General features: G+C 70.8%; 26 protein-coding genes, 2 tRNA genes and 1 riboswitch. Of the genes, 15 read left to right on the forward strand and 13 right to left on the reverse strand.

The features are described from left to right. The first annotated feature begins 9 nt into the window (after positions 1-9). The 3 genes from ACFYRY_RS17350 (at position 10) to ACFYRY_RS17360 (ending at position 2,334) form a co-directional block, all read left to right on the forward strand. Positions 10-83 (forward strand) — tRNA-Met (locus ACFYRY_RS17350). Between the two features lie 227 nt (positions 84-310). Then, entirely contained in the window at positions 311-2,122 is a 1,812-nt protein-coding gene (locus ACFYRY_RS17355; RefSeq protein ID WP_389145588.1) for a tetratricopeptide repeat protein, read from the forward strand. Between the two features lie 138 nt (positions 2,123-2,260). Beyond that, positions 2,261-2,334 (forward strand) — tRNA-Met (locus tag ACFYRY_RS17360). 50 nt (positions 2,335-2,384) lie between these two features. Here the strand turns inward: ACFYRY_RS17360 and ACFYRY_RS17365 are convergent. From ACFYRY_RS17365 to hisN, 6 genes are all read right to left on the reverse strand, one after another. After that, positions 2,385-3,536, reverse strand: a complete 1,152-nt coding sequence (locus tag ACFYRY_RS17365; protein ID WP_389145591.1) for an ABC transporter substrate-binding protein — start codon at positions 3,534-3,536, stop codon at positions 2,385-2,387. An 8-nt stretch (positions 3,537-3,544) separates the two neighbouring features. Then, positions 3,545-4,405 carry an ABC transporter permease gene (locus ACFYRY_RS17370; RefSeq protein ID WP_389145594.1) on the reverse strand — a complete coding sequence of 287 codons (861 nt, stop codon included), beginning with the start codon at positions 4,403-4,405 and terminating at the stop codon, positions 3,545-3,547. Beyond that, entirely contained in the window at positions 4,402-5,169 is a 768-nt protein-coding gene (locus tag ACFYRY_RS17375; protein ID WP_389145596.1) for an ABC transporter ATP-binding protein, read from the reverse strand. The genes ACFYRY_RS17370 and ACFYRY_RS17375 overlap by 4 nt, the downstream gene beginning before the upstream one ends. A gap of 161 nt (positions 5,170-5,330) precedes the next feature. Further along, entirely contained in the window at positions 5,331-5,747 is a 417-nt protein-coding gene (locus ACFYRY_RS17380) for a Fur family transcriptional regulator (protein WP_389145599.1), read from the reverse strand. Between the two features lie 161 nt (positions 5,748-5,908). Next, complete coding sequence (locus tag ACFYRY_RS17385; RefSeq protein WP_389145602.1) at positions 5,909-6,301, reverse strand: cyclic nucleotide-binding/CBS domain-containing protein; 393 nt, start codon at positions 6,299-6,301, stop codon at positions 5,909-5,911. Between the two features lie 194 nt (positions 6,302-6,495). Continuing rightward, entirely contained in the window at positions 6,496-7,296 is an 801-nt protein-coding gene (hisN, locus tag ACFYRY_RS17390) for a histidinol-phosphatase (protein ID WP_389145604.1), read from the reverse strand. Between the two features lie 175 nt (positions 7,297-7,471). On the opposite strand from hisN, the gene ACFYRY_RS17395 reads away from it, so the two are divergent. Next, positions 7,472-8,083: a TetR/AcrR family transcriptional regulator gene (locus ACFYRY_RS17395; protein WP_389145607.1), complete on the forward strand. Its 612-nt coding sequence runs from the start codon at positions 7,472-7,474 to the stop codon at positions 8,081-8,083. A gap of 90 nt (positions 8,084-8,173) precedes the next feature. On the opposite strand, the gene ACFYRY_RS17400 is transcribed toward ACFYRY_RS17395, so the two are convergent. The 4 genes from ACFYRY_RS17400 to ACFYRY_RS17415 form a co-directional block, all read right to left on the reverse strand. Next, a complete protein-coding gene (locus tag ACFYRY_RS17400) occupies positions 8,174-8,497 on the reverse strand; it encodes a multidrug efflux SMR transporter (protein WP_356763538.1) in 324 nt (107 codons plus the stop codon). 130 nt (positions 8,498-8,627) lie between these two features. After that, positions 8,628-9,638, reverse strand: coding sequence for a ribosome small subunit-dependent GTPase A (gene rsgA, locus ACFYRY_RS17405; RefSeq protein ID WP_389145610.1), 1,011 nt, complete (start codon positions 9,636-9,638; stop codon positions 8,628-8,630). A gap of 9 nt (positions 9,639-9,647) precedes the next feature. After that, positions 9,648-10,964, reverse strand: coding sequence for a 3-phosphoshikimate 1-carboxyvinyltransferase (gene aroA, locus ACFYRY_RS17410; RefSeq protein ID WP_389145612.1), 1,317 nt, complete (start codon positions 10,962-10,964; stop codon positions 9,648-9,650). Between the two features lie 119 nt (positions 10,965-11,083). Next, the gene (locus ACFYRY_RS17415) at positions 11,084-11,806 is read right to left on the reverse strand and encodes a M50 family metallopeptidase (protein ID WP_389145615.1); all 723 of its coding nucleotides are present in this window, start codon (positions 11,804-11,806) and stop codon (positions 11,084-11,086) included. A gap of 104 nt (positions 11,807-11,910) precedes the next feature. On the opposite strand from ACFYRY_RS17415, the gene ACFYRY_RS17420 reads away from it, so the two are divergent. The 10 genes from ACFYRY_RS17420 to ACFYRY_RS17465 all read left to right on the forward strand — a co-directional run bounded on the left by ACFYRY_RS17420 (position 11,911) and on the right by ACFYRY_RS17465 (position 21,913). Further along, positions 11,911-12,726: an SOS response-associated peptidase gene (locus ACFYRY_RS17420; RefSeq protein ID WP_389145618.1), complete on the forward strand. Its 816-nt coding sequence runs from the start codon at positions 11,911-11,913 to the stop codon at positions 12,724-12,726. A gap of 16 nt (positions 12,727-12,742) precedes the next feature. Continuing rightward, positions 12,743-13,369 carry an alpha/beta family hydrolase gene (locus tag ACFYRY_RS17425; RefSeq protein ID WP_389146302.1) on the forward strand — a complete coding sequence of 209 codons (627 nt, stop codon included), beginning with the start codon at positions 12,743-12,745 and terminating at the stop codon, positions 13,367-13,369. Between the two features lie 258 nt (positions 13,370-13,627). Then, positions 13,628-14,314 (forward strand): RNA polymerase sigma factor SigR, encoded by a 687-nt coding sequence (gene sigR / locus ACFYRY_RS17430; RefSeq protein ID WP_389146305.1) that lies wholly within the window; start codon positions 13,628-13,630, stop codon positions 14,312-14,314. Further along, positions 14,311-14,613: a mycothiol system anti-sigma-R factor gene (gene rsrA / locus ACFYRY_RS17435; RefSeq protein WP_389145621.1), complete on the forward strand. Its 303-nt coding sequence runs from the start codon at positions 14,311-14,313 to the stop codon at positions 14,611-14,613. The genes sigR and rsrA overlap by 4 nt, the downstream gene beginning before the upstream one ends. 154 nt (positions 14,614-14,767) lie before the next feature. Continuing rightward, positions 14,768-16,114, forward strand: a complete 1,347-nt coding sequence (locus ACFYRY_RS17440) for an HD-GYP domain-containing protein (RefSeq protein ID WP_389145624.1) — start codon at positions 14,768-14,770, stop codon at positions 16,112-16,114. Then, positions 16,111-17,358 (forward strand): HD-GYP domain-containing protein, encoded by a 1,248-nt coding sequence (locus tag ACFYRY_RS17445; protein ID WP_389145627.1) that lies wholly within the window; start codon positions 16,111-16,113, stop codon positions 17,356-17,358. Before ACFYRY_RS17440 ends, ACFYRY_RS17445 begins: the two co-directional genes overlap by 4 nt. A gap of 104 nt (positions 17,359-17,462) precedes the next feature. Beyond that, the gene (locus ACFYRY_RS17450; protein WP_356763554.1) at positions 17,463-18,443 is read left to right on the forward strand and encodes a hypothetical protein; all 981 of its coding nucleotides are present in this window, start codon (positions 17,463-17,465) and stop codon (positions 18,441-18,443) included. Positions 18,444-18,521: 78 nt separating this feature from the next. Continuing rightward, positions 18,522-19,172, forward strand: coding sequence for a peptide deformylase (gene def, locus ACFYRY_RS17455; protein WP_389145631.1), 651 nt, complete (start codon positions 18,522-18,524; stop codon positions 19,170-19,172). Positions 19,173-19,463: 291 nt separating this feature from the next. After that, positions 19,464-20,546, forward strand: coding sequence for an epi-isozizaene synthase (cyc1, locus tag ACFYRY_RS17460; protein ID WP_389146308.1), 1,083 nt, complete (start codon positions 19,464-19,466; stop codon positions 20,544-20,546). Further along, complete coding sequence (locus tag ACFYRY_RS17465; protein WP_389145635.1) at positions 20,546-21,913, forward strand: cytochrome P450; 1,368 nt, start codon at positions 20,546-20,548, stop codon at positions 21,911-21,913. Before cyc1 ends, ACFYRY_RS17465 begins: the two co-directional genes overlap by 1 nt. Positions 21,914-21,986: 73 nt before the next feature. On the opposite strand, the gene ACFYRY_RS17470 is transcribed toward ACFYRY_RS17465, so the two are convergent. Continuing rightward, positions 21,987-22,973: a GlxA family transcriptional regulator gene (locus ACFYRY_RS17470; protein ID WP_389145638.1), complete on the reverse strand. Its 987-nt coding sequence runs from the start codon at positions 22,971-22,973 to the stop codon at positions 21,987-21,989. Between the two features lie 92 nt (positions 22,974-23,065). Here ACFYRY_RS17470 and ACFYRY_RS17475 point away from each other — a divergent pair, with 92 nt between their 5' ends. Next, complete coding sequence (locus ACFYRY_RS17475) at positions 23,066-23,308, forward strand: hypothetical protein (RefSeq protein ID WP_389145641.1); 243 nt, start codon at positions 23,066-23,068, stop codon at positions 23,306-23,308. Here ACFYRY_RS17475 and ACFYRY_RS17480 read toward each other — a convergent pair. Beyond that, entirely contained in the window at positions 23,221-24,240 is a 1,020-nt protein-coding gene (locus ACFYRY_RS17480) for a ribonucleotide-diphosphate reductase subunit beta (RefSeq protein WP_389145644.1), read from the reverse strand. The two genes, ACFYRY_RS17475 and ACFYRY_RS17480, sit on opposite strands and share 88 nt — an antisense overlap. Further along, complete coding sequence (locus tag ACFYRY_RS17485; RefSeq protein ID WP_389145646.1) at positions 24,240-26,594, reverse strand: ribonucleoside-diphosphate reductase subunit alpha; 2,355 nt, start codon at positions 26,592-26,594, stop codon at positions 24,240-24,242. The genes ACFYRY_RS17480 and ACFYRY_RS17485 overlap by 1 nt, the downstream gene beginning before the upstream one ends. Positions 26,595-26,734: 140 nt before the next feature. Beyond that, a riboswitch (cobalamin riboswitch) is annotated at positions 26,735-26,818 on the reverse strand. Positions 26,819-26,907: the final 89 nt, after the last annotated feature.

The raw sequence follows: 26,907 nt of genomic DNA on the forward strand, positions 1-26,907 counted from the left end.
GAACAACGGCGCGGGGTGGAGCAGCTCGGTAGCTCGCTGGGCTCATAACCCAGAGGTCGCAGGTTCAAATCCTGTCCCCGCTACTGACGTCGGCGACGCGAGTCGTACGCCGACGAAGGCCCGGATCCAAAAGGATCCGGGCCTTCGTCGTGTGCGAACGCATGTGCCGGGAAGGGGCACGGCCATGCTGTGGAGGCGAGTTGGGGGATCTGTGTTTGACTTGTCTCTCTGTGGGCAAGTCGACAAAACGCTGTAGTGACCTCAATGGCTGCGGTATACCAGGTGTACCCAGGTTGCAGGTGGTGCGACGATGGACGTTATGGGGGACAAGGCAACTCTGTTCGAGACAGGGCGTTTTGTGCATCCTTCCGGGCCGGAAGAGGTCGGGGAGGTGGCTGAGGATGCCGCCGAGGAGGTCCGTCAGCGGCTGGCCGCGGAATCGGGCGACGTCGAGGCGATGAGCGTCCTCGGCGCCATGCTGCTGCGCCGCGGTGATCTCGACGGGGCCGAACCCCATCTGCGTGCGGCCACCGCGGCCGGTGACCGGGCCGCCGCCAACAACCTGGGTGTCCTTCTCCACCAGCGCGGATACGCCGACGAGGCCGCGGGGTGGTGGCGGATCGCCGCCGTCGCCGGGTCCGCGGCGGCCGCGCACGCGCTGGGCCGGCACCACCGCGAGCGGGGCGACGAGCCCGCCGCGGAGTACTGGCTGCGCCAGGCCGCCGAACAGGGCCACGCGCTCGGCGCGTACGCCCTCGCCGATCTGCTGGAGCACCGCGGGGAGGCCGGGGCCGAGCGGTGGATGCGGGCGGCGGCCGAGCGGGGGCACCGGGAAGCGGCGTACCGGCTGGCTCGCGCCCTCGACCGCAAGGCCGCGCCCGAGGGAGGCACGGGGGCCGACGACGGCGTCGTCGCGACCGAGGAGACCGAGCAGTGGTACCGGCAGGCCGCCGCGCGCGGACACCGGCGGGCCGCACTGCACCTCGGGGCGATCCTGGAGAAGCGCGGTGAGCTCAAGGAGGCCGGGCGCTGGTACCTGACGGCGGCCAAGGACGGTGAGGCGCGGGCCGCCTGTGCGCTCGGGTTCCTGCTGCGCGACGCCGGCGACACCGAGAGCGCCGCCGTGTGGTGGCTGCGGGCCGCGCAGGACGGCGACGGGAACGCGGCGAACGCGCTGGGCGCGCTGCACGCCGAGCGGGGCGAGCCGCAGACCGCCGAGCGGTGGTACCGGGCCGCGATGGACGCCGGGGACGACAACGGGGCGTACAACCTCGGGCTGCTCTGCGCCGAGCAGGGACGGACCGCGCAGGCCGAGCAGTGGTACCGGCGGGCCGCGTACGCCGGGCACCGGGAGGCGGCCAACGCGCTGGCGATCCTCCTGCTGCAGGTCGGGGACACCGCCGGGGCGGAGCCGTGGTTCTCCAAGGCGGCCGAGGCGGGAAGCGTGGACGCCGCGTTCAACCTGGGGATCCTGTTCGCCGGGCGGGGCGAGGAGACGGTCGCGCTGCGGTGGTACGAGCGGGCGGCGGCGGCCGGGCACACCGAGGCGGCGTTGCAGGTCGGGATAGCGCGGCTGCGGGACGGCGACGAGCAGGAGGCCGAGCGGCATCTGCGGTGTGCGGCGGGGTGCGGGAGTGCGGAGGCCGCGTATCGGCTGGCCACGGTGCTGGACGCGCGACGGCCGCCGGAGCCCGCGCACGAGCTGGGTGAGTCGGTGCACGAGAAGAGCGAATGCGAGGAGTGGTACGAGCGGGCGGCGTCGCAGGGGCATCGACGGGCGCAGGTGCGGGTCGGAATGCTGGCGGCGGCTCGGGGGGACGTGGTCGAGGCGGCCCGGTGGTACCGGGAGGCGGCCGAGGCGGGGTCCCGGAACGGGGCGTTCAATCTGGGGCTGCTGCTCGCCCGGGAGGGGAGTGAGCCGGAGGCCGCGGTGTGGTGGACCCGGGCGGCTGACGCCGGGCATGGGCGGGCCGCGTTGCGGCTTGCGCTGGTCTACGCGCGTCGGGGGGAGCTGGCGGAGGGGCAGCGATGGGCCGATCGTGCGGTGTCGCTCGGGCCGGTGGAGGTTGCGGAGCGGGCGGCCCGGCTGCGGGACGCGTTGCGGCAGGAGCTGTCGGCGTGACAGGCGTCGAGCTGCGGCGGGGGTCGGCTCGGCCGGTGCTGTCGTGGCTTTCGGCGGGGGCGGCTGACCTGCGTTGATACGCGGCGGTTAATGGATTTGCCTCTGGCTGTGTCGTTGACGTAGTGTTCCATTCATCGACGCGGGGTGGAGCAGCTCGGTAGCTCGCTGGGCTCATAACCCAGAGGTCGCAGGTTCAAATCCTGTCCCCGCTACTGAAGGCCGAGGGCCGGAATCCGAAAGGGTTCCGGCCCTCGGTTCGTGTTCAGGGCCGGTGGCCCACTGCCTCCTCGTAGAGAGCCCTGGTCACGGTCTTCGACTCGGGGAGCGCGTCGCCCTCCGTGACGCCCTGGGCGCGATAGGCCGACTGGAGACGGTCGGTGGTGCCGGTGCGGATCTCCCAGTCCATCCGCAGGGGCGGGGTGGAGCGGAGGATCGCCGCGTCTGTTTTCAGGAGCCGTGCCAGGTAGGTGACGAAGGTCTCGTCCTTCTTGTAGTCCGCCGCGAAGTACGTGTTGATCGTGCGGATGTACGCGCGGAGCAGGGCCACCCCGGCGTCCACGTCGTCGCTCAGCAAGCTGGGGCCGTACAGCATGCCGCCCAGGGGCTCACCCGGCGGCTGGCCACCGAGGAAGGCATAGCCCGGTTCGCCGTCGACACGGCGCCAGACCGGGTCGAGGAGCCAGGCCGAGTCGACGCCTCCGTTCTGCAGGGCCGTGAGGACGTCGGCCGAGCCCAGTTGTTGGTACCGGATGCGGTCGAGGCCGCCGCCGTGGGCCTTCAGCGCCTTCTCCATCGGGTAGGCGATCACCGAACCCTTGCCGATCATCGTGCCCATGCGGCGCCCCGCCATCGCGACCCGGTCCGGGCTCTCCCCGTCCCTCAGGCGCACCCACAGGCCGCTCCTGGACTTCGGATCGGGGGAGAAGTTCCCCGCCACCCACCTGATGTCGAAGCCGCCCCGGACGCCGTTCATGACCGCCGCCTCCGGGGCCGCCCACAGCGCGTCGACGTCCCCCTTGGCCAGCAGCGGGAGCGCGTCCGGCGTGGGCAGGACCTTCAGCGTGACGTCCAGGCCTTCCTTCTTGAACTCGCCTTTGTCGAGGGCGACTTGGAGCGGGGCCACATACTCGGCGCTCAAGGTCCCCGTCGCGATCGTCAGCTTCCGGGACTCGGAGAGTGGTCGTGGGGCGGGGGCGCCGGGGCGGCAACGGGCCGGCGCGCGGGTCGGTGAGCGGTCCGCCGGGTCCGTCCAGGACGTGTCGCCGCAGCCGTCCACCGGGCGGACCGTGCGGGTCGCCAGGTCCGCCTTCGGCTGCGTGCGGTCGGCCGAGGGCGAGGAGCAGGCCGAGGACGCCAGCAGGACGCCGACGGCGACCACGGCACCGTACGCGTGTCCCCTCAGGTGCCGTCTCACGGTTCCCCTCATGACTGCCCCCGTCCGCGGTCCCTCGGTGCCCATGGGGTGAGCAACCTGCCCACCAGCCGGATCAGTTCGGAGAAGAGCACACCCAGCGCGGCCACGCAGACGATGCCGACGAACATCACGTCGTTCTGGAACAGTGCGCGGGAGTCGAAGATCAGGTGGCCCAGACCGTTCGTCGCGGCGATCTGCTCCGAGGCGACGATCACCAGGACCGCCACCCCGGCCGCTATCCGGGCGCCCACGAGGACCTGCGGCAACGACGCCGGCAGCAGCACGTGGCGGAACATCTGCCAGGGCGAGGCACCGAAGACCCGGCCCGCGTCGCGGTGGCCGGCCGGGACCGCGATCACCGCCGACATCGTCGATATCCACACGAAGAAGAAGACCGTCGCCGCCACCAGGGCCACCTGGGGGCCCTCGCCCAGGCCGAACATGTTCAGGAAGACCGGGAGCAGGGCGAGTTTCGGTACGACGTACAGCGCGTCCAGGAGGGGTTCGAGGGCGGCTCGGACCAGCGGGAGGGACCCCATCAGCAGACCGAGCGCGTAGCCCGCCCCCGTTCCGATCGCGTAACCCGCCAGGACGCGCTTCAGCGTGGCCCACACATCCGGCCACAGGTCACCGGCTGCCGCCCGGTCCCAGCCGTCGGCGAGGATCGTGGACGGGGCCGGGTAGACGCGGTCGTCGATCCAGGCCCTGGTGGCCGCCAGTTGCCACAGGAGGACCAGGAGGAGCGGGACGGCCACCGCGAGTGACAGTTCCAGGGCGCGGCGGCGGCGGTGGGCGCGTACGGGGTCGAGTTCCGGGGGGCCGGGGCGGCGGACGACGAGCGAGTCCCGGCGCGGAGTGATCGTCGTCATGCCGGCACCGCCTCCTTCCGGAGCAGGCCCCACAGCTCGCTCCTGAGGGCTGTGAACCGGGCAGTGGAGCGGATGTCGCCGGTGCGTGGACGCGGGAAGGGCGGACGGTGCTCGGCGATGATCCGGCCCGGGCGGGCGGACATCACCAGGACACGGTCGCCGAGGACGATCGCCTCCTCCAGGCTGTGGGTCACGAAGAGGGTGGTGGTGCGCGTGGTCTGGGTGAGCTCCAGCAGCTCCTCCTGGAGGACCATGCGCAGTTGGGCGTCGAGGGCGGCGAAGGGCTCGTCCATGAGGAGGAGTTCGGGTTCGACGGCGAGCGCGCGGGCGATCGCCACGCGCTGACGCATGCCGCCGGAGAGGGCCGCCGGGTAGGCGTGCGCGAAGTCGGCGAGGCCCATGCGGGTCAGCCACTCGTCGGCGCGCGCGTTCGCCGCGCGGCGCGGGACGCGCTGGATGTCGAGGCCGAAGCGGACGTTCGCCCGGACCGTCTTCCAGTCGTAGATGCCGTAGTCCTGGAAGATCATGGCGGCCGGGCGGGCGCTGGACGTGCGGATCTCCAGGCGGCCCGTGCTCGGACGGAGCAGGCCCGCGGCGATGCGCAGGAGCGTGGACTTGCCGCAGCCGGAGGGGCCGACCAGGCAGACGAACTCGCCAGGGGCAACGGTGACGTCGACGGGGCCCAGGGCCTCGACGGCGTGGGGTGTCCGGCCGAAGACGCGGGTCAGTTCGGTGGCGTGGAGTTTTGGGTGCGGATCTCCCACGATGGCTCCTCGCGGAGTTCGGTACGGGGGTGGGCGTGCCGCACGACGATATGACGACCCGTCAGATACGGGAAGGGTGCTGAAGGGGTACGCAGCTCAAAGCCCCGGCATCCATGGGTGCCGGGGCTTGTGAGAAGGGAGGGCTGGGTCGCCGGGGAGGGTCAGGCCGCCGCGCAGTTCGGGCACACGCCGCGGTACGTCACCTCGACGGCGGAGACCGCGAAGCCGAAGCGCTCCGTGTCCGGGAGTTCGGCCAGCGGGTTTCCGGTGGGGTGGACGTCCCGGATGGCGCCGCACTGGGCGCAGACCAGGTGGTGGTGCGGCTGGTGCGCGTTCGGGTCGTACCGCTTGGCGCGCTTGTCGGTGGCGACCTCGAGCACCTCGCCCAGGGTGACCAGCTCGCCCAGCGTGTTGTAGACGGTCGCCCGGGAGATCTCGGGCAGCTTGACGACGGCCCTGGCGTGGACCTCGTCGGCCGTCAGGTGGACGTGTTCGCCGTCGAGGACCTCGGCCACGACGCGTCGCTGCGCGGTCATCCGCCATCCGCGTCCGCGCAGCCGTTCCAGAAGGTCACTCATACCGAACAGCCTAACAGCAAGGTGGACCAGGTTCCGAATGGGTGTGACTTTGGAACAAAGATTGACTTAGACGCTATCTATAACAAGATCGATAATGGATCGCTTGGTGTGAGCGTGCGGGCCGACCCCGCCGGGAGGGAAGGGCCGGCCCGCACGCGTGGTCAGGCCGGTGCGGGCTGCCGGGCCGGGGCCCAGCAGCGGATGATGTCGCGCACCGAGACGATGCCGACCGGCTCGTCGCGGTCGAGCACGATCAGGTGACGGAAGCCGCCGTGCGCCATGGCGCCGGCCGCCTCCTCCAGGGTCCAGGCCGGGGCGGCGAAGACGACGTCGGTGGTGGTGTGGGAGTGGACGTGCTCCGTGTCCGGGCTCTGACCGAGCCCCACGGAGTTGAGGATGTCGCGTTCGGTCAGGATGCCGATGCCGCCGGCGTCGGGATCGAGGACGATCGCGGCGCCGACGCGGCGCGCGGACATCAGGGTTGCCGCTCTGCGGAGGGTGTGGGCGGGGCCGATGGTGAGAACCACCGTGCTCATGGCGTCGCGGACCAGCATGGGTTCGGAGTCACCTCCTGGGACCGCCGAGTTCGTTCGGCAGTTCACAAGTTCACAAATGAGGGTGCTCTCAGAGTGACAGGTAAAGCGGAGGTCAACAAGAGGGCGCGCGCGGCCGGTTGGGGGCGTGCGCGCTCATCCGCGCCCGCCGTCGGCGCCGGTGGCTTTCTCGCCCCGGCCGTGCCTGTCGCCGGTCAGTAGCGCTCGTTGAGATAACCCAGGAACTCGTCGTGCAACAGCCCGTTGGAGGCCGCCGCGTTGCCGCTGTGCGGGCCCGGGCGGCCGTCGAGACCGGTGAAGGTGCCGCCCGCCTCCGTCACGATGATCGCGTTCGCGGCCATGTCCCAGAGCGAGAGCTCCGGTTCGGCGCAGAGGTCCACCGAGCCCTCGGCGACCATCATGTAGGGCCAGAAGTCGCCGTACGCGCGGGTGCGCCACACCGCACGGGTCAGGTCCAGGAAGCCGCCGAGGCGGCCCTGGTCCTCCCAGCCGGTGAGCGAGGAGTACGCGAAGGAGGCGTCGGAGAGGTTCGAGACACGGGAGACGCGCAGCCGGGAGGCGGCGGTGAGGCTGCGGCCGGTGAAGGCGCCGTGTCCCTTCGCGGCCCACCAGCGGCGGCCGAGGGCGGGAGCGGAGACCACGCCGACGACGGGCTGGTAACCGCCCTCCGCCGCCTCCATCAGGGAGATGAGGGTGGCCCATACGGGCACTCCCCGTACGTAGTTCTTCGTGCCGTCGATCGGATCGATGACCCAGCGGCGGGGGCCCGTGCCCTCGATGCCGTACTCCTCGCCGAGGACCGCGTCGCGGGGCCGGGCGCGTGAGAGGTGGCCTCGGATGAGTTCCTCCGCGGACTTGTCCGCTTCGCTGACCGGGGTCATGTCCGGCTTCGTCTCGACCTTGAGGTCGAGCGCCTTGAAGCGGTCCATGGTGGCCGCGTCCGCCGCGTCCGCGAGGACGTGGGCGAGGCGGAGGTCGTCGTGGTAATCGGGCATGTAGGGAACGGTATCTGCCGAGGTGGGTACGGGCTACAGGGGGCTGTCGTGGACGAGGCGCCCGGTACGGAAGCGAGTGCGAGCCGTCCGAGCGCCCCCGCGCGCCCCCGCGAACCCTTGACAGTGACTCTGTGCGCGTCAAATCTGGGCGCAGAGCCGATCGCCCCGGGAGGCGATGATGCCTGCAGCGCGGGAAACCCTGCTGGATGCCGCTCACACGGCGTTGACGCGCCGGCCGTGGTCCGCGGTGCGGATGGTGGACGTGGCCGCCTCGGCCGGAGTGTCCCGGCAGACCCTGTACAACGAGTTCGGCAGCAAGGACGGCCTGGCCCGCGCGCTCGTCCGGCGAGAGGCGGACGGCTATCTCACCGGAGTCGAGCGGGCGCTGACCGGACACGGCGACGCGCTGGCGCGGCTGACCGCGACCGCCGAGTGGACGGCCTCCACCGCCCAGGAGAACGCGCTCGTACGGGCCATGCTCACCGGCTGCTGGAGCGAGCGGCTGCCCTCCCCGCCCTTGAAGGCCGTGCCGTCCTCCTCGGTCGTACCGGCGCAGCGCCGGGCTGACGGCCCGCTCCCGTCGCCCGGTGACTTCGTGACCCTCGTCCGCGACCGGGCCGTCACCGTGCTCGCCGGGCCCGGCACGCCCACGTCGCAGTCCGCCGATCTGGCCCGCTCCTGCGAACTCGTCGTCCGCATCGCGCTGTCGTGCGCGGCCGCGCCGCCCGGCGAGGGCGGACTGGCGGATCTCGTACGGAGCGCGCTGCCACGCCAGTTGACGCCGTAGCGCCTCGCCCGGACGGGAGGAGGGGACTCGGTGCGGCGGTCGTCGGTGGGCGCCGGTCTCAGGGCCGCCCGCCCGGTGCGGTCGCCGGTCTCAGTGCGCGGACCCCGACAACTGCAGGCCGATCACGCCGATGATCACCAGGCTGATCGAGACGATCTTCAGCGTCGACACCAGGTCACCGAGGAATATCATCCCGTAGATCGCCGTGCCCGCCGCGCCGATGCCCGTCCACACCGCGTACGCCGGCCCCACGTCGAGCTTCCGCAGGGCCAGGGTCAGCAGACCGAAGCTGCCGAGGGCGAAGGCGCAGAACGCTATCGTCGGCCACAGCCTGGTGAAGCCGTGCGAGAGCTTCAGACAGACGGCGAACCCGGTCTCCAGGAACCCGGCCACGATGACCAGCAGCCACGCCATGTGCTGTCCTCTCGTATGTCCACGTGTTGAAGCGCTCGGTGACTGCCTTGCGGTTCTGGTCGGGCTTTGATCCGGTTCGGTGCGCGATTATGCCCTTACCAGACCCACGGGAAGACAAACAACGCGGAGTTCAGTCGCCTTCCGTGCGTTCCCTCGTGGACAGCAGCCGGCGCAGGGAGTACAGGCGGGCCGGGTCCGCGTGGCCGTCCGCCACCCACTGGTCCAGCGCGCAGTCCGGCTCGTCGTGACTGCAGGCGCGCGGGCAGCCCTCGGTGCCCGGCTGCAGATCGGGGAAGGCGTTGATCACCCGGGACGGGTCCACGTGGTGCAGACCGAACGACCGCAGGCCCGGGGTGTCGATCACCCAGCCGTCGTCTCCCGCCAGCGGCAGCGCGAGCGCCGAGGTGGTGGTGTGGCGGCCGCGTCCGGTCACCGCGTTCACATGGCCGGTGAGACGGCGGCGTTCCTCCGGGACCAGCGAGTTCACCAGAGTCGTCTTGCCCACGCCCGAGTGCCCGATGAACGCCGTGATCCTGCCGTCGAGTTCCTCGCGCACCCGGTGCACCGCGTCGCCGTTCTCCAGTTCGGCGCGGCTGGTGACGACGAAGGGGATGTCGAGGTCGCCGTACAGCTCCAGGAGCTTGTCGGGCGGTGCCAGGTCCGACTTCGTCATCACCAGCAACGGCTCCAGACCGGCGTCGAACGCGGCCACCAGGCACCGGTCGATGAGGCGCGGGCGGGGCTCCGGGTCGGCCAGGGCCGTGACGATCGCCAGCTGGTCGGCGTTGGCGACGACCACCCGCTCGTAGGGATCGTCGTCGTCGGCCGTGCGCCGCAGGACCGAGGTGCGCTCCTCGATGCGGACGATGCGCGCGAGGGTGTCCTTCTTGCCGGTCAGGTCACCGATGATGGCGACCCGGTCGCCGACCACCGCGGCCTTGCGGCCCAGTTCGCGGGCCTTCATCGCCATGACGATCCGGCCGTCGACGAGGCAGGTCAGCCGGCCGCGGTCGACGGTGAGGACCATGCCCTCGACGGCGTCCTCGTGCTTGGGCCGGATGTGCGTCCGGGGCCGGTTGCCCCTGCGGTTGGGGCGGGAGCGGATGTCGTCCTCGTCGGTGTGCTTGCCGTAGCGGCGCATGCGAAGCCCCTAAGCCCTGAGCATCCCGGTCCACAGGTCGGGGAAGTCCGGCAGCGTCTTCGCCGTCGTCGCCACGTTCTCGATCCGCACCCCCTCGACCACCAGGCCGATGATCGCCCCGGCCGTCGCCATGCGGTGGTCCTCGTACGTGTGGAAGGTCCCGCCGTGCAGGGGGCGCGGGCGGATGTGCAGACCGTCGGCGGTCTCGGTGACGTCACCGCCGAGTTCGTTGATCTCCTTGGTCAGCGCGGCCAGCCGGTCCGTCTCGTGCAGACGCAGATGGGCCACGCCCCGGAGCGTGGAGGGCGAGTCCGCGAGGGCCGCGACCGCCGCGACGCCCGGGGTCAGCTCGCCGACCTCGCCCAGGTCGACATCGATGCCGTGGATCGCACCCGATCCGGTGAACTCCAGACCGTACTCGGTCAGTTCGCAGGTACCGCCCATCTCGGTGAAGATCTCGCGCAGCCGGTCACCGGGCTGGGTGGTGCGGGCCGGCCAGTCCGGGATCACGACCCTGCCGCCGGTCACCAGGGCCGCCGCCAGGAACGGCTGGGCGTTGGAGAGGTCCGGCTCGATGGTCAGGTCACGGCCGAGCAGGGCGCCCGGGGTGACCCGCCAGACGTTCGGCTCGCCGCCCGACTCCGGGGTGTCCACCTGGGCACCGACCGCGCGCAGCATGTCCACGGTCATCCGGATGTGCGGCATGGAGGGCAGCGTGGATCCGGTGTGGCGGACCTCCACCCCCTGGTTGAAGCGCGGGGCGGACAGCAGGAGGGCGCTCACGAACTGGGACGACGAGGACGCGTCGATCTCCACCGGGCCGCCGTCCAGGGCGCCTCCGCCGTGCACCGTCAGCGGCAGCGCGCCGCGGCCGTCGTCGTCGATACGGGCGCCGAGGACTCGCAGCGCGTCGATCACGCCGTGCAGGGGACGTTCGTACGACCTCGGGTCGCCGTCGAAGCGGATGGGCCCGTCGGCGAGCGCGGCGACCGGCGGCAGGAAGCGCATCACCGTGCCGGCGTTGCCGACGTCGACCGTGGCCGGGCCGCGCAGGCCCGCCGGGAGCACCCGCCAGGTCTCGCCGGTGCCGTCGGGGCCCACGCCCTCCTCGATACCGACACCCATGGTGCGCAGCGCGTCGGCCATCAGCAGGGTGTCGCGGGAGCGGAGGGGGCGGCGCAGCCAGCCCGGTTCGGAGGCGAGGGCCGCAAGCACCAGGGCCCGGTTGGTGACCGACTTGGACCCGGGCACGTGGACCGTGGCGTCGACGGCGCCGCTCGCGTGCGGGGCGGGCCAGAGGGCGGTGTCTGCGGGGTTCGGGGCCATGGGGCCACTCTATAAGGAGGCGGTCGGGCGGGTGCGGCAGCGTTGTGGCTGGTCGCACCCGTGGGAGAAGGGCGCCCGCGGACACGGTCCCGTGCCGCCGACGCGCCGCGCTCGGGGCCTCACACCTCCAGCAGCCAGCGCCCCCCACCCATCAGCGCGCACAGCGAAACCGCGTGGAACAGAAACAGCCACAGCCCCGCCGGTACGTGCGTCAGCCGCGACAACTGGTCCGCGTCCGAGTCGCCCGCGCCGCCGCGTGCCCGCTTCGCCTGGAGTTCGAAGGCCGGACGCACCCCGCCGATCAGCAGGAACCAGACCACCGCGTACGCGAACGCGGCCTGCACCTGGGGACCGGCCAGCCAGGACACCACCACGAACGTCCCGCCGGTGACGACCACGGTGAGCGCGCCGTAGGCGTTGCGGATCATCACGAGCATCGCGACCAGCAGGGCGGTCGCCAGCCACAGCAGGGCCGTGATGTGGCCGGAGGCGAGCAGCGCGGCTCCGCCGAGGCCCAGCAGCGGGGGAGCGGTGTAGCCGGCGGCGGCCGTGAGGATCATGCCGATGCCGTGCGGCTTGCCGCGGCTGACGGTCAGCCCGCTGGTGTCCGAGTGCAGCCGTATGCCGGTGAGGGTGCGGCCCGTGAGCAGCGCGATCAGGCCGTGGCCGCCCTCGTGCGCGATGGTGATGGCGTTGCGGGATATGCGCCACAGCGGATGCGGGACGACCACGGCGAGCGAGGCGGCCAGCGTCGCGAGCACCACCCACAGGTCGGGGTCGGGCTGGCTGCCGAAGATCTCGTCCCAGAGGGAGGCGAGCGATTCGGAGGCGGTGGTGTGCATGGTCGGCGGTGGCTCCGTGGGTGTCGGTCAACAGGATCTGACGCGTGGCGCGATCGGCGGGGAGTGGTGGTCGGGCGACGGGTGGGCCTGGCAGTGTGGCACGTATGTGCGGACGGTATGCAGCGAGTCGTGGCCCTGAGGATCTCGCAGGAACCTTTGAGGTCGAGAAGTGGGAGCCCGAGGAGACCCTGGCACCCGACTACAACGTGGCCCCGACCAAAGAGGTCTACGTGGTCCTCGACCGCCCTCTCAAGGACGCGGACGATCCGCGCCCGGTTCGCCAGCTGCGGAAGCTGAAGTGGGGGCTGGTCCCGAGCTGGTCCAAGACCCCCGAGGGCGCGGCCAGGATGATCAACGCGCGCGCGGAGACCGTCCACGAGAAGCCGTCGTACCGGCGTGCCTTCGCCGCCCGGCGCTGCGTCATCCCCGCCGACGGCTACTACGAGTGGGTCACCGGCGCGCAGGAGCGGGACCTGGAGGTCGAGGGGAAGAAGAAGCGGCCCCGCAAACAGCCCTACTTCGTGCTCCCGGCCGACGGGTCCGTGTTCGCGATGGCCGGGCTGTACGAGTTCTGGCGGGACCGGACACTTCCCGACGACCACCCGCGCGCCTGGTGGGCGACCTGCTCCGTGATCACCACGGAGGCGGAGACCAGCCCGCTCGCCGTGGCGCCCGAGTCGGGGCCGCACTCGCTGGCCGAGATCCACCCCCGGATGCCGCTGATGCTGACCCCGGACCGCTGGGACGCGTGGCTGGACCCGTCCCGTACGGACCTCGACGACCTGCGCCCGCTGCTCGCACCGCCGCCCGAGGGCCTGATGCGGGCGTACCCGGTGACCACCGCGGTCAGCAACGTCCGCAACAACGGACCGGAGCTGCTGAAGGAGCTGGAGGGGCCCGAAGAAGGCACACTCTTCTGACGTGACAGAGATCGACGTGACAGAGATCATCGACACCGATGCCGGTGCCGCCCGCATCACCTGGCACCGGGCGAAGGGGGCACGGCTGGTGCTGGCCGTCAGCCACGGCGCCGGAGGCGGCATCGAGGCACGCGACCTGCGGGCACTCGCCCAGGCACTCCCGGAGCACGGCGTGACCGTGGCCCTCGTCGAACAGCCCTGGCGGGTGGCCGGGAAGAAGCTGGCGCCCGCGCCCAGGACGCTGGACGTGGGCTGGCGGGGTGTCTGGCCCGCACTCGCCGGGTCAGGGCTGCCGGTGATCTCCGGCGGACGCAGCGCCGGGGCCCGCGTCGCCTGCCGCACCGCCACCGAACTGGGCGCACACGCCGTGCTCGCCCTCAGCTTCCCGCTGCACCCTCCGGGCAAGCCCGAGAAGTCCCGCGCCGAGGAGCTGCTCGGTGCCGGGGTGCCCACCCTCGTAGTACAAGGGGGGAACGACCCGTTCGGGAAGCCGTCGGAGTTCCCCGAGGGGTCGTACGAACTGGTCGAGGTTCCGCACGGCGATCACGGGTTCGCGGTGCCGAAGCGGGCGGAGATCACTCAGGAGCAGGCAGTGAGGCTCATCACTGATGGTGTCCTCGCGTGGGCCGCGTCACTGGAGTAATGCCTCGGGAATGTTGCGGGCCGGGCCTGGCGTTGTGGCGGACAGAAGTGCTGAAGCACAGGCACCGACGTCGTAGGAGAGGAAGTCCGCCGCATGGGTTCGACCACCTGCCCGAGCCGCAGCGCCCGCGCCGACCTGGACTGGACGGTGCTGCACGCGGCGAAGACCGCCCCCCTTCGGGCGGCGGGCGGACCGGATCGTCGTCTATCCTCCGATTCTGGCGGGACCGGTCTCGGTCACGTCCGGAATCTTGAGGAGGTGGGTCCGGTCACCGGTACCGACGCAGGGACCGATCACGGCCAGGCGGAGCAGCCCGAGGGCCAGGGCGGCGCGGGCGCGGAGTCGACCGCGGAGCGCAGTGCGCGCTTCGAACGGGACGCGCTCGAGTTCCTCGACCAGATGTACTCGGCCGCTCTGCGGATGACGCGCAACCCGGCCGACGCCGAGGACCTGGTGCAGGAGACGTACGCCAAGGCGTACGCGTCCTTCCACCAGTTCCGCGAGGGCACCAACCTCAAGGCGTGGCTGTACCGGATCCTGACCAACACCTTCATCAACTCGTACCGCAAGAAGCAGCGCGAACCACAGCGCTCCGCGGCCGAGGAGATCGAGGACTGGCAGCTCGCCCGCGCCGAGTCGCACATGTCGACCGGTCTGCGCTCAGCCGAGTCGCAGGCGCTCGACCACCTGCCCGACTCGGACGTGAAGGAAGCACTTCAGGCGATCCCCGAGGAATTCCGCATCGCCGTCTATCTCGCGGACGTCGAGGGCTTTGCGTACAAGGAGATCGCGGACATCATGGGGACACCGATCGGTACGGTGATGTCCCGGCTGCACCGGGGCCGCCGTCAACTGCGCGGCATGCTGGAGGACTACGCCCGTGACCGCGGGCTGGTCCCGGCCGGTGCGGGAGAGTCGGACGAAGCGAAAGGTTCGGGCTCATGAGCTGCGGAGAGCCGCACGAGACGGACTGCAGTGAGGTACTCGATCATCTTTACGAGTTCCTCGACAGTGAGATGCCGGATGTCGACCGCGCCAAGTTCAAGCAGCACTTCACGGAGTGCTCGCCGTGCCTGGAGAAGTACGGCCTGGAAGAGGCCGTGAAGAAGCTGGTCAAGCGGTGCTGCGGCCATGACGACGTGCCGACCGACCTGCGCGCCAAGGTCCTGGGGCGGCTCGACCTGATCCGCTCCGGCCAGGCCGTGCCCGATCACGACGTCACCGCGACCCCGCAGGAGTCCTGAACTCCCGCCCCCGTCCCTGCCCGATCGGGTCCGGGACACGCGCTGAACGGCCAGTCATCACCCGAACGTGCTAACCGCGGGCCATGAGCCCGCGCCTCCCCTCCCGCCGTCCTAGGCTCCGGACCCGGAGCAGGCATGGCCGGGGAGGGGCGCGATGGACGCGGTACCGGCACGGGCACGGGTGTACGTCGCCTGTGTCGTCGCCCTCGCGCTGATCTGCCTGGCCCCGTTGCCCGGCGTGCGCACACCCTGGTGGGCGGTCGTCCTGCTCGCCGCGCTGTACGCCGGTTGTGAGCGGGCGACCGCCCGTCGGCGGTTCGCCGGAACGTTCCACCCCGTCCTGCTCGCCGGAGCCTTCCTGCTGCCACCGCCCGCCGCCGCGCTGGTCGCGCTGCCGGGGGCCCTGCTGTCCCGCGTGGAGCAGCGCTCCCGTTGGCTGCGGCGGGTGTGGCGGGCCGCCCAGCTCGGCGTCGGCGTGTGGGTGGCCGCGCGGGTGCACTGGGCGCTCGGCGGAGCGGACGCCGTCGGCGACCCCGACTTCCCGTACGCGCTCGCCCCGGCCGGCGCCGCGGTGCTCGCGTTCTGCCTGGCGCTGAGCGTGCTGGACGCGGGCATCCTGGTCCTCGCGGAACGCGTCCCGGTACGACGGGCCTGCCGGGGGCTGTTCCTGCGTTCCCTCGCGCCGGTCGCCGTGCAGGGGCTCGCCGGGCTGATGATGGCCGTGCTGTGGCGCAGCCCCTACGGGCCCGTCGCCGCGCTGCTGGTGCTGCTGCCGATGTGTGTGTCCTGGTGGGTGTTCGCGCAGTACCACCGGGAGCGGGCCGCCCACCAGGCGACGATCCGGGCGCTCGTGCAGGCCGTCGACATCAAGGACTGCTACACGCGCGGGCACAGCGAGCGGGTCGGGCAGGCCTCGATGATGATCGCCCGCGAACTGGGGATGCCCGAAGAACGCGTCGAGGTGCTGCGGTTCGCCGGGATCCTGCACGACGTGGGGAAGCTGGGCGTGCCCACCCGGCTGCTGCGCAAGGACGGCCCGCTGACCGCCGAGGAGCGGCGGGTGATCGAGCTGCATCCCGAGTACGGGCACGAGATGGTGCGGGGGATCTCCTTCCTCGGGGAAGCCCGGGCCGCCGTGCTGCACCACCACGAGCGGCTGGACGGAAGCGGATACCCGTACGGTCTGGCGGGCTGTCAGATCCCGGAGTCCGCACGCGTGGTGGCCGTCGCGGACGCGTTCGACGCGATGACGTCCACCCGCTCCTACCGGCGGGCGCGGCCCGTGCACGCGGCGCTGGAGGAACTCGGCCGCTGTGCCGGAACCCAGTTCGACCCCCGGATGGTGACGGCCCTGGTGCGAGCACTGGGCCGATGGGGATACCCGCGCCCGAGCGAGGCCGACAGCGGGGGAGGCTGGTATCCCGCCGTCACCGGGGACGAGACGGCACACCCGCCCCGGCCCCGCCCCTCGGACGCCCGCCTGCCGGGAGCACACCGATGAACCACCGCCGGCGTCCCCTCCTGCTCACCCTCGTCCACACCTGTGCCGCTCTCCTCGCCCTGGTCTCCCTCGCCGTCACCTGCCGGACCGGCCTCGAGGAACGCGGTGTCGCCCTGGCCTTCGGAGCACTGGTCACCGTCGGTGAGCTCACCCGGTGGACCGGCGCCCAGAGCGGAAAGGCAGCGCCACTGGCGGCCGCGGGGGCACTGGCGTACGCCCTGCAAGGGGCGGACGCCGGGCAGCCCACGCGGCACGGCGCCCTCCAGGTGGTCGGCGTCGTACTCGCCGCGGCCCTCCTCGGCAGCGTGCCGCACATCGCGCGCGGCCACGGTCCGACCCTGGACCATCTGGCCCGCCGGGTGCTCACCGTCGGGTTCGCCGCCGCGTGCTTCCAACCCCTCTACCACCAGGGGAGGTTCGGAAACTGGGACGGTCCGGCGTATGCCCTGCTGGTGCTCGCGCTGCTCTCGCTCACCGCGCTGTGCGACGCCGTGCTCGCCGCCGCGCTGGCCCACTCCCGCACCCGCTGGCCCTTCGGTCCGTTGCTGCGGGACGAGTTGCGGGCGCTGCTCGGGATCGGGTCCGCGGTCTGCGCGAGCGGGGCGGTGATGGCACTCGGGGTGGCCGTCGTCGGCCTGTGGGCGGTGCCCGTGTTCTCACTGCCGCTGCTGCTCACCCAGCTGTCCCTGCGGCGCTACGCCGCCGTCCGGGCCACCTACCGGCAGACCATCGCCTCCCTCGCCCGGGCCACCGAGATCGCCGGGTACACCCCCGCCGGGCACGCCCGCCGGGTCGCCGCGCTCAGTCTCGCGGTCGGCCGGGATCTCGGGCTGTCCGGGTCCGAGCTCACCGTGGTGGAGTACGCGGCCCTCATGCACGACATCGGGCAGTTGAGCCTCGTCGACCCGGTACCGGCGGGCGCCACCGCCACGCTGCCCCAGTCGGAGCAGCGCCGCATCGCCCTGCTCGGCGGCGCGGTGGTCCGGCAGACCGGGGTGAACGCGCAGGTCGCGGCGGTCGTGGAGCGGCAGGCCGACCCCTGTGCGGAGCAGCCGCTCGGCGCCCGGATCGTGCGGGCCGTCAACGCGTTCGAGGAGAAGGCGCGGGACGCCGGGCCCGGCGGGTCCCTGACGGCACTGGAGGAGCTGCGCCTGGGCGGCGCCGGGGTGTACGCGCCCGAGGTGGTCGAGGCGCTGGCCAGAGTCCTGACAAGGGACTGTCTGACCCCCGCCCAGGCTGGGTAACCCATGGGTAATGAGCGCCCTTCCAGCCGTACGTGGTTGGATGCGATGGAGAGGGTGTCCGGGGGCACAGCCAGCCCACTGAACGGAACTGGCAGGCGGGAATCGTGAGGATCTTCGGCAAGGGACGGCACCGGCCCTCCGCCTCCTGGCGGCAGGCCACAGACCGTGCGTTCACGCTGATCGGCGACGGTCGGTACGAGGACGCGGGCGCACTGCTGACGCGGGCCGCCGATCTGGAGCCCTGGCTGTCGGAGTCCTGGTTCAACCTCGCCCTCCTCCACAAGTTCCGGCACGACTGGGAGCAGGCCCGGGCGGCGGGACTGCGTGCGGTGGCACTGCTCGACCGGGAGACCGGGGCGCCCGACTGGTGGAACGTCGGCATCGCCGCCACCGCCCTGCAGGACTGGCCGCTGGCGCGGCGGGCCTGGCAGGCGTACGGGCTGCGGGTGCCCGGAGGCGCCACCGCCAACGGCGAACCGCTCGGCATGGACCTCGGCAGCGCGGCCGTACGCCTGTCCCCGGAAGGGGAGGCTGAGGTGGTGTGGGGACGCCGGCTGGATCCCGCCCGCATCGAGGTGCTGTCCATTCCGCTGCCGTCGTCCGGGCGGCGCTGGGGCGAGGTCGTCCTGCACGACGGGGTGCCGCACGGGGAGCGGACCACCGCGGCCGGGCACGCGTATCCGGTGTTCGACGAGATCGAGCTGTGGGCGCCGTCGCCGGTGCCCACCTGGGTGGTGCTGCTAGAGGCCGCGAGCGAGGACGACCGGGACGCGCTGGAGCAGCTGGCCGCGGACGCGGGGTTCGCGGCGGAGGACTGGTCGTCGTCGGTGCGGTTGCTGTGCCGGATGTGCTCCGAGTCGCGGATGCCGTCCGACGAGGGCGACGGCGAGCACCTCGACCCGCATGATCACAGCGAGCCGGGGCATCCCGGGCCGCTCCAGCACCGGACCGACGGGCAGCTGTGGGTGCCGGAGCGGGAGTGCGGGGTGGCCGCGCCGGCCTCGCTGGTCCGGGGGTTGCTGGACGGGTGGGTCGCGGACAGTCCCGAGTCCAGGGACTGGCGGGATCTGGAAGAGGTCTGCTGAACGGATCCTGCGCTGCGGGGCTGCCTTTAGGCTGTACTCGCAGAAATTCCCAGGCTTGCAGGAAGGCATACGTCGGTCATGGCGCAGCAGGACACCGATCAGCAGCACACGGGCGTGCTCCCCGTGGACGACGAGGGCTTCGTCATCGACACCGAGGACACCGAGGAGCGCGAGACCGCCTGGCGTGAGCGTGGCACCTCGCGGCCGATCACGGTGGTCGGCAACCCGGTGCTGCACAAGGAGTGCAAGGACGTCACCGAGTTCGGCGCGGAGCTGGACCAGCTGGTGGCGGACATGTTCGCCTCGCAGCGCACCGCCGAGGGTGTGGGTCTGGCCGCCAACCAGATCGGCGTCGACCTGAAGGTCTTCGTGTACGACTGCATGGACGACGAGGGCCAGCGGCACGTCGGGGTGGTCTGCAACCCCAGGGTCGTCGACCTGCCCGCCGACAAGCGCCGTCTGGACGACAGCAACGAGGGCTGTCTGTCGGTGCCGACCGCGTACGCGCCGCTGGCTCGCCCTGACTACGCCGAGGTGACCGGCCAGGACGAGAAGGGCAACCCCGTCAAGGTCCGCGGCACCGGCTACTTCGCTCGGTGTTTGCAGCACGAGACCGATCACCTGTACGGGTACCTCTACATCGACCGGCTCTCCAAGCGTGAGCGCAAGGACGCGCTGCGGCAGATGGCCGAGAACGAGCCCCGCTACCCCGTGGTCGCCAACGACTGACGCCCCCCGGGCCTCACATCTCCCTTCCGTACGGCGCCTGTTCAGGGGTTTTGCCCCCTCGACAGGCGCCGTACGTCTGTCCCTCGCACGTTCGATCGCTCCTACTCCTCCAGTGATCAAGAACCAGTCAGGCAACAGGAGAATCTCAGCACTGTGGGATAGCGAATGGAGCAAATCCGTTCCCATAGTGGTCAGTTGTGGTGCTGAATGGAAGTGCGGGGATACGCAACGGCGCACGCCCGGCACGGCGGGAGGGGCGTGCGTCAACTGGCGGCTGGAAGGGGTTTGTTCGTGCCTGCTTTCCCACACAGCACCACATCGACACCGACGGCGATCGCGGTTCCACCGTCACTCTCTCTCCCGGTGATCGAGGCAGCGTTTCCCAGGCAACTGCACCCGTATTGGCCCAGGCTTCAAGAGAAGACCCGAAGCTGGCTGACGGAAAAACGGCTCATGTCGGCGGACAAGGTGAGGGAATATGCCGATGGCCTGTGCTACACCGACCTCATGGCCGGCTACTACCTGGGCGCCCCCGACGAGGTCCTCCAGGCGATAGCGGACTACAGCGCGTGGTTCTTCGCCTGGGACGACCGCCATGACCGCGACATCGTGCACGGCCGCCGCGCCGCCTGGCGGCAGCTCAGGTTCCGGTTGCACCGGGCCCTGGACTCCCCGCGGGACCATCTGCATCACGAGGATCCCCTGGTCGCCGCGTTCGCCGACAGCATGGTGCGGTTGTACTCGTTCCTGCCCCGGACGTGGAACACCCGCTTCGCCGGCCACTTCCACGAGGTGATCGAGGCGTACGACCGGGAATTCGGCAACCGCACCGAGGGGATCGTCCCGACGGTCGAGGAATACCTGACGCTGCGCCGTCTCACCTTCGCGCACTGGATCTGGACCGACCTGCTTGAGCCGAGCGCCGGCCGCGAACTGCCGGCGCGGGTCAGAAACCATCCGGCATATCGACGGGCGGCACTGCTGAGCCAGGAATTCGCCGCCTGGTACAACGACCTCTGCTCACTTCCCAAGGAATTGGCGGGCGACGAGGTGCACAATCTCGGGATCAGTCTCATCAAACACGAGGGGCTGACCCTGGAAGAAGCGATAGCGGAAGTCCGGCGGCGTGTGGAGGAATGCGTGACGGAATTCCTCGTGGCCGAACAGGACGCCTTGAGCCTCTCCGACGAACTGGCCGACGGCACCGTTCACGGAAAAGAACTGAGCGCCGCCGTCGAGGCCTGCGTGAGCAATATGCGGAACTGGTTCAGCACCGTCTACTGGTTCCACCACGAGTCCGGCCGGTACCGGGTCGACAGCTGGGACGACCCGTCCACACCCCCGTACGTCAACAACGAAGCGGCAGGTGAGTGATGACCGTCGAGTCTGTGAAGCCCGGGACCTCTTCGACTGCGGAGGTGCGTGAGGCGCCCCTCGCGGGCGGGGGCGCCCTGGGCCTGGGCCACGGCTGGAAGCTGGTCCGCGACCCGCTGGGCTTCCTGGCCCGGCTGCGCGACGACGGCGACCTCGTCCGGCTGCGGCTCGGACCGAAGACGGTGCACGCCGTCACCGCGCCGCACCTCGTCGGCGACATGCTGACCAGCCCCGGCTACGAGATCGGCGGGCCGCTCTGGGACACCCTGGACGTCCTGCTCGGCAAGGGGGTCGCGACCAGCAACGGGCCGCTGCACCGACGCCAGCGGCAGACCATCCAGCCATCGTTCCGCAAGGACGTCATCCACGAGTACGAGCGGGTCATGGTCGAGGAGTCATTGGCCTTCGCCGCGCGCTGGCAGCCGGGGGACACCGTCGACGTCACCTCGGAGGCGTTCCGGGTGGGGGTGCGCATGACGGCCCGGTGCTTCCTGCAGATCGAGCACATCGACGATCTGGCCGAGCGGCTGAGCACCGCCCTCGCCACCGTGTTCGGCGGTATGTACCGGCGGATGATCCTCTCCTTCGGCCCCTTCTACCGGCTCCCGCTGCCCTCGCACCGGGAATTCGACCGGGCATTGGCCGAATTGCATCTGCTGGCCGACGAGGTCATCGCGGAACGCCGTGCCGCCACCGAGAAGCCCGACGATTTGCTCACCGCCTTGCTGGCGGCAAAGGACGAAAACGGTGAACCGGTCAACCACCGGGAGGTGCACGATCAGGTCATTGCGATACTCACCCCGGGCAGCGAAACCGTCGGGTCCCAGTTGATGTGGATCTTGCAGCTGCTGGCGGAACATCCGGAACACGCGGACCGGGTGAGCGAAGAGGTGAAATCGGTCGTGGGCGACCGTGCGATCACATTCGGCGATCTCCACAAGCTCACCCACACGAACAATGTCGTCACCGAGGCGCTGCGCCTACGCCCCGCTGTCTGGATTCTGACTCGGCGGGCGATGGCCGAAACCGAGCTCGGCGGGTATCGCATTCCGGCCGGGGCGGACATCGTGTACAGCCCGCTGGCGCTCCAGCGCGACCCGCGGTCGTACCAGCAGCACCTCGACTTCGACCCCGACCGCTGGCTTCCGGGACACTCCGAGGAGGTGCCGAAGTACGCGATGAGCCCCTTCAGCGCGGGCAACCGCAAATGCCCCGCCGACCACTTCTCGGTGGCCGAACTCGGCATCATCCTGGCGACCGTGATCCCCCGGTGGCGCTTCGAACGGCTCCCGGAGGCAGACGAGTCGACCCGGGTGGGCATCACCCTGCGGCCGAAGCGGCTGCTGCTGAAGGCGGTGCCGCGGTGACGGGGCGGGACCGCGACCGGTGCGGCGAGGACCGAAGGGCAACGGCGCGGGAGACGGGGCGAGGGCTGAGGGGTCAGGCGGCGTCGGTACCGGCCTCGGCGCCCGCCTCCGGCCCCTGGAAGGTGCGCCGGTAGGCGTTCGGGGTGGTCCCGAGCACCCGGACGAACTGGTGACGCAGCGCGGCCGCGTTACCGAACCCGGTGCGACCGGCGATCGTGTCCACCGTCTCGTCCGTCGCCTCCAGCAACCGCTGGGCCAGCAGCACCCGTTGTCGCAGGATCCAGCGGTAGGGAGTCGTCCCCGTCTCCTGCTGGAAGCGACGCGCGAAGGTGCGCGGTGACATGTGCGCGCGCTCGGCGAGCTGCTCCACGGTGACCTCCTGGTCGAGGTGCCGCTCCATCCACACCAGCGTCTCGCCGACGGTGTCGCCCTGCGACCGCGGCAACGGGCGCTCGATGTACTGGGCCTGGCCGCCCTCCCGGTGCGGCGGTACGACCATCCGCCGGGCGATCTTGTTGGCCACCTCGGGGCCCTGCTCCTTGCGCACGATGTGCAGACAGGCGTCGATACCGGCGGCGGTGCCGGCCGAGGTGATCACGGGCTCCTCGTCGACGTAGAGCATGTCGGGTTCGACGGTCAGCCGGGGATACGCCCGTGCCAGCGCGTCCGCGTGATGCCAGTGCACGGCGCAGCGCCTGCCGTCGAGCAGCCCGGCCGCGGCGAGCACGAAGACGCCGGAGCAGACGCTGAGTACCCGTGCCCCGCGGTCGACTCCGCGCCGCAGGGCGTCCAACATCTCCGGTGGGAAGGTCCGGGTGTCGTAGTGAGCACCCGCCGGTACGGCGATCAGGTCGGCCGACTCCAGGCGCTCCAGGCCGTGCTCCACCCGCATCGAGAAGCCCGAGCGCGTGTTGAGGGTGGGCCCCTCGGCCGAGACGACCGCGAAGTCGTACACGGGCAGGCCGTCGTCACTGCGGTCGGTGCCGAACACCTCGCAGACGACGCCCAGTTCGAAAGGGTTCACACCGTCGAGCAGGACGGCGACCACGTTCTGCAGCATGCCGCCAGTGTGCCTCAGGGCTGGCAGTAAATCGAGGGTGTGCGGCAGTCCTGCCACTGTCGGTAAGGAGTCCGGGACGCGACAGTGATGTCATGACTACCGCACAGACACAAGGACTGATCGGAATGCTCACCGTCCTCGGAATCCTCGTCCTCCTGGCCCTCCCGTCCACGGTCGGGATCCTGCGCGACCGGCGCATCGACCGTCAGATCAGGGAGGCCCAGGAGGCCCGCGAGGCGTCCGAGGATCAGAAGTCCTCGTCCAGGTCCACGGTGCCCTCCACCGCGACCTGGTACGCCGAGGGACGCCGCTCGAAGAAGTTGGTCAGCTCCTGAACCCCCTGCAGCTCCATGAAGGAGAAGGGGTTCTCGGAGCCGTACACCGAGGCGAAGCCGAGGCGCGTCAGGCGCTGGTCGGCGACGCACTCCAGGTACTGCCGCATCGAGTCGGTGTTCATGCCCGGGAGGCCGTCACCACACAGGTCGCGCGCGAACTGCAGCTCGGCCTCGACGGCCTCCCTCAGCATGTCGGTGACCTGCTGCTCGAGCCCGTCGTCGAACAGCTCCGGCTCCTCCTTGCGGACGGTGTCCACGACGTCGAAGGCGAAGCTCATGTGCATCGTCTCGTCGCGGAACACCCAGTTGGTGCCGGTGGCCAGACCGTGCAGCAGGCCCCGGCTGCGGAACCAGTAGACGTAGGCGAAGGCACCGTAGAAGAACAGGCCCTCGATGCAGGCGGCGAAGCAGATGAGGTTGAGCAGGAAGCGGCGGCGGTCGGCCTGGGTCTCCAGCCGGTCCAGCTTCTCGACCTCGTTGATCCACTTGAAGCAGAACCCGGCCTTCTCGCGGATGGACGGGATGTTCTCCACCGCGTCGAAGGCGGCGGCCCGGTCCTTAGGGTCGGGCAGGTAGGTGTCCAGCAGGGTCAGATAGAACTGGACGTGGACCGCTTCCTCGAAGAGCTGCCGGGAGAGATACAGGCGCGCCTCGGGGGAGTTGATGTGCTTGTAGAGGGTCAGCACCAGGTTGTTCGCGACGATCGAGTCGCCCGTCGCGAAGAACGCGACCAGGCGGCCGATCAGGTGCTGCTCGGCCGGCGTCATCTTCGAGAGGTCGGCGACGTCCGAGTGGAGGTCCACCTCCTCGACGGTCCAGGTGTTCTTGATGGCGTCCCGGTAGCGCTCGTAGAAGTCCGGGTAGCGCATCGGGCGCAGGGTCAGCTCGAAGCCAGGGTCGAGGAGGTTCTGGTTACGGGTGGTGCTGGTCATTACTGGCAGGCCTCGCAGGACTCGGGGTTTTCCAGGGAGCAGGCGACGGCGTCCTCGGGTGCCGGCTGCTGGACGGGGACGGCGGCTCGTGCCGCGCGGGCGATACGGGTCGCCGGGCGTGAGCGCAGGTAGTACGTCGTCTTCAGGCCCGACTTCCAGGCGTACGCGTACATCGAGGAGAGCTTGCCGATGGTCGGCGTCTCCAGGAAGAGGTTCAGGGACTGGGACTGGTCCAGGAACGGGGTCCGGGCGGCGGCCATGTCGATCAGGCCGCGCTGCGGGATCTCCCACGCCGTGCGGTACAGGGCCCGTACGTCCTCGGGGATCCAGCTGAAGTCCTGCACCGAGCCGTTGGCCTCGCGCAGGGCCTCCCGGGTGCGCGCGTCCCAGACGCCGAGCCGCTTCAGTTCCTTCACCAGGTACGAGTTGACCTGGAGGAACTCACCGGACAGCGTCTCCCGCTTGAACAGGTTGGACACCTGCGGCTCGATGCACTCGTACACGCCGGCGATCGACGCGATGGTGGCGGTGGGGGCGATGGCGAGCAGCAGGGAGTTGCGCAGCCCGGTGGCGGCGATCCGGGCGCGCAGGGCGGCCCAGCGCTCCGGCCAGGTGAGCTCGGTGTCGTAGTGGTCGGGATGCAGGACACCCTTGGCGGTGCGGGTCTTCTCCCAGGCCGGCAGCGGACCGCTCCGCTCGGCGAGGTCGGCGGAGGCCTCGTACGCGGCGAGCATGACGCGCTCGGCGAGACGGGTGGAGAGCGCCTTGGCCTCGGGTGAGTCGAAGGGCAGGCGCAGTTGGAAGAAGACGTCCTGCAGCCCCATCGCGCCGAGGCCCACCGGACGCCACTTGGCGTTGGAGCGGCCCGCCTGCTCGGTCGGGTAGAAGTTGATGTCGACGACCCGGTCGAGGAAGGTCACCGCGGTGCGGACGGTCTCGTCCAGCCGCTCCCAGTCGATGTCCCCGTCCTTGACGAAGGCGCCGAGGTTGACCGAGCCCAGGTTGCAGACCGCCGTCTCCCCGTCGTCCGTGACCTCCAGGATCTCCGTGCACAGGTTCGAGGAGTGCACCACATGGCCCGGCTCGGCCGTCTGGTTGGCGGTGCGGTTGGCGGCGTCCTTGAAGGTCATCCAGCCGTTGCCGGTCTGGGCGAGGGTGCGCATCATGCGGCCGTACAGGTCACGGGCGGGGATGGTCTTCTTCGCCAGGCCCTTCGCCTCCGCCCGGCGGTAGGCGGCGTCGAACTCCTCGCCCCACAGGTCCACCAGCTCGGGAACGTCGGCGGGGGAGAACAGTGACCACGGCGCGTCGGCGTTCACGCGCCGCATGAACTCGTCCGGGATCCAGTGCGCGAGGTTCAGGTTGTGCGTACGGCGGGCGTCCTCGCCGGTGTTGTCGCGCAGCTCCAGGAACTCCTCGATGTCCGAGTGCCAGGTCTCCAGGTAGACCGCGGCCGCGCCCTTGCGCCGGCCGCCCTGGTTCACGGCGGCGACCGAGGCGTCGAGGGTCTTCAGGAACGGGACGATGCCGTTGGAGTGCCCGTTCGTGCCGCGGATCAGCGAACCCCGGGAGCGGATGCGGGAGTACGCGATGCCGATGCCGCCCGCGTGCTTCGAGAGCCGGGCCACCTGGTGGTAGCGGTCGTAGATGGAGTCCAGCTCGTCCTCGGGGGAGTCGAGGAGATAGCAGGACGACATCTGGGGGTGCCGGGTGCCGGAGTTGAAGAGGGTGGGGGAGGACGGGAGGTAGTCGAGCCGGCTCATGAGCCCGTAGAGCGCGGCGACCTCGTCGACGGAGCGGTGGGTGTCGTCCTCGGCGAGACCGGACGCCACCCGGAGCATGAAGTGCTGGGGCGTCTCGATCACGCGGCGGGTGATCGGGTGCCGCAGGAGATAGCGGCTGTGCAGGGTGCGCAGTCCGAAATAGCCGAAGCCGTCGTCGGCCTGCGGGTCGATGAGGGCGTCGAGGCGGTCCGCGTGGACCCGCACGAACTCGGCCGTACGGTCGGCGATCAGGCCTTCCCGGTGCCCGACGGCGACCGAGCCGGTGAAGGACGTGACGCCCTGTGAGGCGGCCTCGGCGCGGATGCTGATGGCGAGCAGACGGGCGGCCAGCCGCGAGTAGACGGGGTCCTCGGAGATGAGGCCGGCGGCAGCCTCGGTGGCCAGCTCGCGCAGCTCCGACTCGTCGGCCCGCGCGGAGCGGCCGCGCAGCGCGGCGGCGGCGACCCGGACGGCGTCGGCGTCGGGGAGGTCGGCGGTCAGCTCGGCCAGGGTCCGCTGCAACGCGGTTCCGGGGCCATCGGGTTCCACAGGAGCTGTCGCTGATACCGGATCGGCTGACGCGATGGTCACGTGGGGGCTCTCCCTCGCTCGGCAGGGGCCCCAGGACGGGCAGCGGCACACGAGCGCACACGGCGTCGCGTCCACCGGCCCATTCCACGAGGCCCGGACGTCAATGCACCCGGGCCGGATGGCCGGGCGCACTGTCGGCAGGTCCTCGGACTGACTCTCATGCGCACGTTTTGCACACATGAGTACACCGTTGCGGGACAGTTCCGGATTCGCACCGGATTCCCCTGCGGCGACAGCGAGCATGAGCATACATCTTGTGTCGGGTCGCGATGGCACCCCCAGATGTTGTGTCATGTCGGCTGCGGAGCGTGGT

The sequence above is a fragment of the Streptomyces sp. NPDC005263 genome, assembly GCF_042872365.1.
Lineage (GTDB): Bacteria > Actinomycetota > Actinomycetes > Streptomycetales > Streptomycetaceae > Streptomyces.